At 65.3% G+C, this 9,462-nt stretch carries 3 protein-coding genes; 1 reads left to right on the plus strand and 2 read right to left on the minus strand.

The window, feature by feature from the left end:
* The first annotated feature begins 287 nt into the window (after positions 1-287).
* The gene (locus AC1D1F_RS13455; protein WP_477696414.1) at positions 288-4,013 is read left to right on the plus strand and encodes a beta strand repeat-containing protein; all 3,726 of its coding nucleotides are present in this window, start codon (positions 288-290) and stop codon (positions 4,011-4,013) included.
* A 94-nt stretch (positions 4,014-4,107) separates the two neighbouring features.
* Here the strand turns inward: AC1D1F_RS13455 and AC1D1F_RS13460 are convergent, their stop codons facing one another.
* Together AC1D1F_RS13460 and AC1D1F_RS13465 are read right to left on the minus strand one after the other, a co-directional pair.
* Entirely contained in the window at positions 4,108-5,538 is a 1,431-nt protein-coding gene (locus AC1D1F_RS13460; protein WP_477676781.1) for an efflux transporter outer membrane subunit, read from the minus strand.
* Positions 5,539-5,552: 14 nt separating this feature from the next.
* Positions 5,553-8,906 (minus strand): efflux RND transporter permease subunit, encoded by a 3,354-nt coding sequence (locus AC1D1F_RS13465; RefSeq protein WP_477676780.1) that lies wholly within the window; start codon positions 8,904-8,906, stop codon positions 5,553-5,555.
* Positions 8,907-9,462: the final 556 nt, after the last annotated feature.

Genomic DNA, 9,462 nt, shown 5'->3' on the forward strand with positions numbered 1-9,462 from the left:
CAGGTGCCCAGGCGCGTCTGCGGTAGCAGGGCCTGCATCCCTCGCCTGTAAGCAGGCCAGGCTCTCTTGCATGGCGCTTATCGGCTTATGCGAACACCGCATACCAAAGACGTACGGACATTGTCCGCCTGCGGGCAATGCTGCGGTTTTGGCAGCATGGGCTGTTTAGGCTTCGTACACGGTTTTTTTAGAGAAGCCGTTTTGCCTTTTTTTCCTGTTTCTTTTTCCACGCATCAAGGCCGGGTGTCACTCCCGGGCTTTGGTCTCAATCCAATTTAGGAGAATCCATGATTAACGGTACTTCCGGCGACGACTACCTCACGGGCGACGCTGGGGACAATGAGTTTTCCAGGAGCCCCGGTAACGATACCGTGGATGGCGGGGCGGGTAGCGACACTATTTATTGCGACACCGGTAATTTCACCCTCTCCGCTATAGACAACGGACACTTGTATAGCTTAACGCCCCTCTTCATCAGCGCCAATTTGGCCACCGGTTGGCTGTCCTCGGAATATGTCGGTGTTGGTACCGCTGCGGGCATCTTTCGCGTCTACTCCGTCAAGCTGATAAGTATTGAGAACGTGGTGGGTACTTCCCAAAATGATATTTTCACGGGCAATGGTGCAAACAACCGTCTGTATGGCCTGGGGGGCAACGATATATTTTACGGCTCGGCCGGCAACGACCTGCTGGACGGAGGGAGCGGCATGGACACCGCAGACTACAGCACCAGCGGCTTGGCCGGGGGCATCATCGCCAACCTGTTCACCGGCTATGTGGACAAGTACCTTGTGGCTGGCGGCCCCTCCAGCTTTCGCGACACGCTGGTGAGTATTGAAAACATGATGGGCACGAACGTGCATGATGCCTTGTGGGGCAACGCCGGTAACAACAACCTGTCTGGCGGCGGCGGGGCGGACGGCCTGCTGGGTGATGCGGGAAACGATTGGTTGGATGGCGGGGACGGGGATGATGCGCTGTACGGCCAGGCGGACAATGACACACTGGTGGGCCAGGCCGGCAAGGACTTGCTCGATGGCGGCACGGGAGACGATCGCCTCTGGGGCGGCACGGGCGACGACATGCTCAAAGGCGGAGATGGCGGCAACGACCTGGTGTACGGTGAAGCGGACAACGACCTGCTGTGTGGCGGCACCGGCAACGATTTGCTGGACGGCGGGGCCGGCATCGACACGGCGGACTATAGCGGCATGGCCGGCAGCGTCGACGCCGACCTGGGCCGGGGGACGGCCATCAAGGTCACCGGCATCAAGGCCAACATGGCAGGAACGGTGGGGCGCTACATCCGCATCTACCACACCGATAGCTATGCTGGAGGCGACCTGGGGTTGACGGGGATGAAGGTGTACGCCGGGGGCAAAGACATGGCCGCCGGGCTGCGCAGCTCGATCGGTGTGGATGGCGTCAACGGCGCCACCAACCCGTACAACAGCACCGTGGCCCTGACCGATGCCGCGGTGGGAGGAGGATGGAACGGCCTGCAAGGCGACGCATGCAATGTGGCCTATGTCAACGCGGCGGGCTGGGGGGGGAGCGGAAAGGGCTATATCGAACTCACGCTTGACAGCGTGCAGGCCATTGACGCGATCAGCCTGTGGGGAGACGCGAACTGCGCCAGTAACAGCCAGAACCTGCGGGTCTATGTGTCGAACACCGCGTTTAACGCTTCCACGACCTATGCCAGCCTCGCGGCCGACCCGGGCGTGGCGCGCGTTGACCTGGGCGCGGAGATCAGCGCCGTGCCGCTCAACATCGACGAGGTGGCCGGCATCGACACCCTGGTGGGCATCGAGAACCTGGTCGGCACGGCGATGAACGACAGGCTCACGGGCAATGCCAATGCCAACTTCCTGTCGGGCGACGCGGGCAACGACGTGCTGTGTGGCAGTGCCGGCAACGACACGCTGGGCGGCGGGGCCGGTACCCAACTGGCGGCCAACCCGGGCGTGGCGCGCTTCGACCTGGCGCTGACGCAGGTCAGCGCCGCCACAACGCCCTGGACCGACATGCTATTCGGCATCGAGAACCTGGTCGGCACCGCAATGAACGACAGGCTCACGGGCGATGCCAATGCCAACGTGCTGGACGGCGCCGGCGGCAACGATACGCTGGACGGCGGTGCCGGTATCGACACCGCGAGCTACGAAGCCGACCCCATGACCGGCGGCATCAATGCCAACCTGGCCACGGGCAGGGTCGACAAGAAGCTGGCCGATACCTTTGCGGCCATAGGCTCGACCGGGCAATATATCCGGATTTACCACAACGACGACGTGCCCGCGAACGCCTACCTGTCGGCGACGGGGCTGAAGGTGTCTGCGGGCGGGGTGGACGTGGCGGCCGGTCGCGCGTCCCTGGCCGGCGCCGATACAGGCAGCCCTGATGTGTTTGCCAACAGCACGTCGGCGTTGACCGATGGTGCCGTGGGCGCGGCCTGGAACGGGCAAGCAGGCAACTTGAGCAACCTGGCCTGGGTGAGCGGTAGCAAGGGCTATATTGAACTGGACCTGGGCAGTGTGCAGGCCATCGATTCGATCGCATTGTGGGCACGTGGGGAGGGGCCCGGCGAGAGCCGCAATCTGCGGGTCTATGTGTCGAACACGGCGTTCGTTTCATCAGATACGGCGTATTACCAACTGGCGAACAACACGGGCGTGGCGCATTTCGACCTGGCGGGGGGGATCAGCGCCACGACGGCCAACACCGACGCGCTGCTTGGCATCGAGAACCTGACGGGCACGGCGATGGACGACACGCTCACGGGCGATGGCAATGCCAACGTGCTGGACGGCGGCGCGGGCAACGACGTGCTGTCGGGCAGTGCCGGCAACGACACCCTGGTGGGCGGTGCCGGCAACGACACGCTGGACGGCGGGGCCGGTATCGACACCGCAAGCTACATCGCCAGCCCCATAACCGGCGGCATCAATGCCAGCCTGGCCACGGGCAGGGTCGACGAGCGGATGGCCGGCACCTCCGTGGGCGTAGGCGCGACCGGGTGCTACATCCGCATCTATCACACGGACAGCTATGGTGGAGGCGACCTGGGGTTGACCGGGATGAAGGTGTACGCCGGGGGCAAGGATGTGGCCGCCGGGCTGCTCAGCTCGATCGGTGTGGATGGCGTCAACGGAGCCACCAACCCGTACAACAGCACCGTGGCCTTGACCGATGCCGCCGTGGGAGGGGAATGGAACGGCCTGGAAGGCGACGCTTGCAATGTGGCCTACGCCAACACGGGCTATATGGGTGGAAAGGGGTACATCGAGCTCACGCTTGACAGCGCGCAGGCCATTGATTCGATCAGCCTGTGGGGAGACGCGAACTGCCCGAATAACAGCCAAATGCTGCGGGTCTATGTGTCGAACACCGCGTTCAACGCCTCCACGACCTACGCCAGCCTGGCGGCCAACCAGAGCGTGGCGCACATTGACCTGGCGGGGGCGGAAACCAGCGCCAGCGCCACCACGAAGGCCTGGACCGACACGCTGCTTGGCATCGAGAACCTGACGGGTACAGCGATGAACGACACGCTCATGGGCGATGGCAATGCCAACGTGCTGTCGGGCGGCGCGGGCAACGATACGCTGGCCGGTGGCGTGGGTTCGGACACCTACCAGTTTCAGCGCGGCGATGGAGTGGACACCATCCGCGAAAACGACAGCGTGCTAGGCGACAACGACCTGCTGCAGTTCCAGGGCGACATCAGTTCCAGCCAGCTGTGGTTCCGCCGGGTCGGTGATGACCTCAATGACCTGGAAGTCAGTGTCATCGGCACGGCCGACAAAGCCGTGGTGCAGAACATGTACCTGGGCAATGCATATCAGGTCGAGCAGATCAAGGCCGGCGATGGCAAGCTGTTGTGGGGAACGCAAGTGCAAAGCCTGGTACAGGCCATGGCCGCCTTCGCGCCGCCGGCTATGGGGCAGACGACTTTGACGGCTGCGCAGCAAACGGCGCTGGCGCCTGTGCTGGCTGCCAACTGGCAGTAAGCCGCTTCAAACCCGTTCAAGGCCGCGCGCTTCGCGCAGCCTTGCCGGCCCGCCGCGCTTGATTGCCCGGCGGGCTTTTTTGCTTTTGTCTTGGTTATTTCGCCACCTGCCAGCCGCCGCCCAGCGACTGGATCAGCGCGACGGCGGTGGTCTGGCGGTCGGCCATGGCTTGCACCAGGGCGCGGCGCGCGCTCAAGGCCGTGGCCTGGGCGGTGATGACTTCGGTGTACCCGACCTGGCCGCTGCGGTAGCGGTTCAGGACTTGCTGCTCGACCTGGTCGGCCGCCTCTGAGGCCTGGCGGCGCAGCTCTTGCTGGGTTTGCAGCACGCGGGTGGCGGCGAGCTGGTCTTCCACGTCCTGGAAGGCGACCAGCACGGTCTGACGGTAGCGGGCCACAGCTTGTTCGTGCGCGGCGCGCGCGCCGTCCACACGGGCGCCGGTGGCGCCGGCGTCAAAAATCAGCTGCGCGGCTGAGAGGCCCAAAGACCAGACGCTACTCGAGGCCTTGAACAAATCGGCCACACGGCTGGCGCCGGTGCCGGCCGAGGCGTTCAGCGACAGGCTGGGGTAATAGGCGCTTTTGGCGATGCCGATCTGCTCATTCGCGGAGGCCACGCGGCGTTCGGCGGCGGCGATGTCGGGCCGGCGCTGCAGCAGGGCGGAGGGCACGCCAACCGGCACTTCGGGCACCAGCGGGTTCCAGGTCGCGGGCGGTAATGTGAAATTACCGGGCGCCTCGCCGACCAGGACGGCGATGGCGTGTTCGAGCTGGGCACGTGTGCGCTGCAGGCCGGCGTTGTCGGCCTGGGCATTGGCGAGCTGGGTTTGCGCCTGCAGCACGTCGGTCTTGGCGGCGATGCCGGCGGTGTAGCGGTTCTGCGTGATCTCGAGCGCGCGCTGGTAGCCGGTGAGTGTGCTTTCAAGCAGCGCCTTTTGCGCATCGGTCTGGCGCAGCGAGAAGTAATTGGCGGCGAGTTCGCCCTGGGCCGACAGCTTGGCCGAAGCCAGGTCGGCGGCGCTGGCCTGTTCGCCGGCAGTGGCGCTGTCGACCGCGCGGCCCAGCCGGCCCCAGACGTCGGGCTCCCAGCTGCCGCCTATGCTGAGCTGGTAGTTATTGCCGACACGGCCTGTGGTGCCTGTCGTCACATTACCGCTGGAGCGCGAGCGCGTGGCGCCGCCGTCCAGCGAGACCGAGGGGAACAGCGACGCGCGCTGCTCACGCACCAGCGCGCGCGCCTGCGCATAGGCGGCCACGGCCAGCGCGACGTTCTGGTTGGAGACGTCGACGCGGGCCTGCAGCTGGTCGAGCACCGGGTCCTTGAACAAGCTCCACCATGGGCCGCGCTCCAACGCATCGGCCGGCGCGGCGGGCACCCAGCCTTCGGCTTCCTTGAAGTTGCTGACTTCGGCGGTGGCGGGGAGTTTGTAGTCTGGGCCTACGGCGCAGCCTGTGGCGAGCAGGGCCAGCAGTGCGGCGGCAAGCAGCCGGGGTTCAAAACGGGGGGTGTGGAAAGTGTGGTTCATGTGCGGATCCATCATTACGCTTGCAGCGGTGCGTTGGGCGGTGCCGCGTCGTTCTCGCCGGGATGGCGGCTGAGCTGGCGCTCCAGGGGGCTGCGGCGGCGCAGCTTGTCCATCAGCACGTAGACCACGGGCGTGGTCAGCAGCGTCAGCAGCTGGCTGGCGATGAGCCCGCCGATGATGGCGATGCCCAGCGGCCGGCGCAACTCTGCCCCTTCGCCGAAGCCTATGGCCAGCGGCAACGCGCCCAGGATGGCGGCCAGCGTGGTCATGAGGATGGGGCGGAAGCGCAGCAGGCAGGCTTCGCGCACGGCTTCGATGGCGGAGAGGCCGCGCGCGCGCTCGGCCTCGAGCGCGAAGTCGATGATCAGGATGGCGTTTTTCTTGACGATGCCTATCAGCAGGAAGACGCCTATCAGCGCGATGATGGAAAAGTCGAGCTTGAACATCAGCAATGCGAGCACCGCACCCACACCGGCCGAGGGCAGGGTGGAGAGCACGGTGATCGGGTGGATCAGGCTTTCATACAGGATGCCCAGCACGATGTAGATCACCACCAGCGCCGCCAGAATCAGCAGCGGTTGCTGGCCCTGCGATTCCTGGGCGCTGCGCGCCGTGCCGGAAAAACTGCCGCGCACATTGGTGGGCAGGCGAATGTCGGCCTCGGACTGGCGCACCGCCGCTTCGCCGTCGCTCAAGGTGAAGCCATCGGCCAGGTTGTAAGACACGGTGGTCGAGAGTTCGCCGTCCTCATGGCTGATGGAGGCGGCCGTCGGGTTCTCGCTGAAGCGCGCGATGGCCGACAGCGGCACCATGGTGGTGGGCGCGGTGCTCAGCACATTGCCGCTCGAGGAGTCGCGCAGGCCGGGGTTGGCGCTGATGGTGGGGGTGCTGCTGCCCGTGGTTCCGCTGCTGGTGGCGGCCGTTGCCGACGTGCTTGATGTACTTGTGGTGCCGACCGTGGCCGAAGAGAGGGTGGTGGAGGCCGTGGCGGTGGTCGTGGCGGTGGTCGTGGTGCTGGTGGTGCTCGTGCTGCCGCCGCCTGCATTCTTGGCCGGCACATAAATGTCCTTGAGCGACTCGGGGCTGCGTGTGTAGCGGGGCGCGACTTCCATGATCACGTGGTACTGGTTGAGCTCGGCGTAAATCGTGGCGACCTGGCGCTGGCCGAAGCCGTTGTAGAGCGCGTTGTCCACGTCGCGCGAACTGATGCCCAGGCGCGCGGCGCTTTCCTTGTCGACGGTGACCATGGTTTCCACGCCGTTTTCCTGCTGGTCGGTGTCCACGTCGGTCAGCGCCTCCTGGCGTTTCATCTGCTCGGCCAGACGCGTGGCCCAGCGGCTCAGGTCGGCCGCGTTGTCGCTCTTGAGCGTGTACTGGTAAGTCGAATTGGTCTGGCGCCCGCCGCCGCGCAGGTCTTGCACGGTGTTGAGGAAGAGGCTCACGCCCGTGACCTGGGCGAGCTGCGGCCGCAGGCGCGCGATCACGGCCTGGCCGCCTTCCTTGCGCTGCCCGACCGGCTTGAGGTTGATGAACATGAAACCGCCGCCGGCGCGCGAGCCGCCGGTAAAGCCGACCACGGTGTCCACCGCCGGGTCGGCGCGGATGATGTCGACCAGCTGCTTGAGTTTGGTTTGCAGCGCCTGGAAGGAAATGCTGCGGTCGGCGCGCAGGCCGCCGTTGATCTGGCCGGTGTCCTGCTGCGGGAAAAAGCCTTTCGGCGCCTTCACGTACAGGTAGACGTTCAGGCCCACCACAGCGGCGAGGATCAGCATCACCAGCAGCTTGCTGTGCAGCGCCCAGTCCAGGCTGGTTTCATAGCTGCGGTGCACGCGCTGGAAGGCCGCGTCGAACCAGCGCGCGATGCGTCCGGGCGGCTTGCTGTGCGCGTCGGGCTTGAGCAGCCAGGCGCACATCATGGGCGTGGTGGTCAGCGAGATCAGCAAGGAGATCAGCACCGCCGCCGAGAGCGTGACGGCGAACTCGCGGAACAACCGGCCGACCTGCCCGCCCATGAAGAGCAGCGGGATGAACACCGCCACCAGCGACAGGCTGATGGACAGCACGGTAAAACCCACTTCGCGCGCGCCCAGCAGCGCGGCCTTGAAGCGGTCCATGCCGGCCTCGATGTGGCGGCTGGTGTTTTCCAGAACGACGATGGCGTCGTCGACGACAAAGCCGGTGGCCACCGTGAGCGCCATCAGGCTCAGGTTGTTGAGCGAAAAGCCCAACAGGTACATCACGCCGAAGGTGCCCAGCAGCGACACCACCGTGGCCACCGCCGGGATGATGGTGGCGCGCGCGCTGCGCAAAAAGGCGCTGACGACCAGCACCACCAGCACGATAGAGATGACCAGCGTGATCTCGATCTCATGCAGCGAAGAGCGTATCGAGTTGGTGCTGTCCGAGGCGACCTGCAGGCGCACGTCCTGCGGCAGCTGGGCCTGCAGCTCGGGCAGCAGGTCGCGCACGCCGTCGACGGTTTCGATCACGTTGGCGGCCGGCTGGCGCGTGACCAGCACGATCACGGCCGGCTCGCCGTTGAACAGGCCCAGGGTGTTGATGTTCTCCACGCCGTCCTGCACATCGGCCACGTCGCGCAGGCGTATCGACGCGTTGTTGCGCCAGGCCACGATCAAGTCCTGGTAGTCGGCGGCGCGGCGCCCGCCGCTGGCGCCGGTGTAGATCTGGAAGCGCTGGCCGTTACCCTCGATGGCGCCGCGCGGCCGGTTGGCGTTGGAGGCCTGCAGCGCGGCGCGCACGTCTTCCGAACTGACACCGTAGCGGTTCAGCGAGAAGGGATTGAGCTCCACCCGCACGGCAGGCAGCGAACCGCCGCCCAGCTCGACGTCACCCACGCCCGGCACCTGGGCGATTTTCTGCTGCACGAGGTTGGAGACCTCGTCGTAAATCTGGCCCGGCGAACGCGTCTTGGAGGTCAACGCCAGGATGATGATGGGCGCCGAGGCCGGGTTGGCCTTGCGGTAGGTCGGGTTGCTGCGCAGGGTCGCCGGCAGGTCGGCCCGTGAGGCATTGATGGCCGCCTGCACCTCGCGCGCGGCCGAGTCGATCTTGCGATTCAGGTCGAACTGCAGGCTGATGCGCGTGGAGCCGCTGCCGCTGTTGGACGTCATCTCATTGACGCCCGCGATCACCCCGAGGCGCCGTTCCAGCGGCGTGGCCACGCTGCTGGCCATGGTTGAAGGGCTGGCGCCCGGCAGCGAGGCACTGACCGAGATCACCGGGAAGTCGACTTGCGGAAGTGGCGACACCGGTAGGACGAAGAAGGCGCCTATGCCGGCGAGGGCCAGGCCGATGGTTAATAGGACTGTTGCTACTGGGCGGCGGACGAAGGGCTCTGAGAGATTCATGCGGGGATTCCTTCCCCGCGCGGGCTGAGCGTGTCTGGGCCTTTGCTTGTTTTAGCGGTTGGGTTCTCTTCTGGCTTCTGCTGGCCGGGGTTGCCCGGCGGCAACTCACTTTCTTTTGCTTCGCCAAAAGAAAGTAAGCAAAGAAAAGGCGACCCTGGTTGCTGCGTCCCTACGCTTCGCTTCGGGCAACCTGCGGTGCTCGGTCCAGCCGGGGTCTCGCTAAACTCGCTACGCTGCGCTTCGCTCAAACAACGCGATCCCTGATCCGTCTGGCCCTGCGCTCCTCGGCGCATCCACAAGGGGTGGGGATAGGAATACCAAATACATGAAGAAACAAGGACACGCCACGGCGTGTCCTTGTTTGTCTTGGTTTGTTCTTTGGTATTTTTTTCTTCTGTTCCCGTTCCCGATTGCCCCGTCCTGGCTGGGCCGAGGAGCGCAGACGTAGGCGGATCAGGGATCGCGCTTGTTTGAGCGAAGCGAGTTTGCGCGAGACCCCGCCGTAGTCGAGCACCGCAGGTTGCCCGTAGCGAAGCGTAGGGACCCAGACTGCGGG

It is taken from the genome of Polaromonas sp. P1_H6, from assembly GCF_056405195.1.

Excerpts from the sequence above, each read along its gene's own strand:
- AC1D1F_RS13465 (WP_477676780.1), bottom strand. The coding sequence starts at position 8,906 with ATGAATCTCTCAGAGCCCTTCGTCCGCCGCCCAGTAGCAACAGTCCTA.
- AC1D1F_RS13455 (WP_477696414.1), top strand. The coding sequence starts at position 288 with ATGATTAACGGTACTTCCGGCGACGACTACCTCACGGGCGACGCTGGG.
- AC1D1F_RS13460 (WP_477676781.1), bottom strand. The coding sequence starts at position 5,538 with ATGAACCACACTTTCCACACCCCCCGTTTTGAACCCCGGCTGCTTGCC.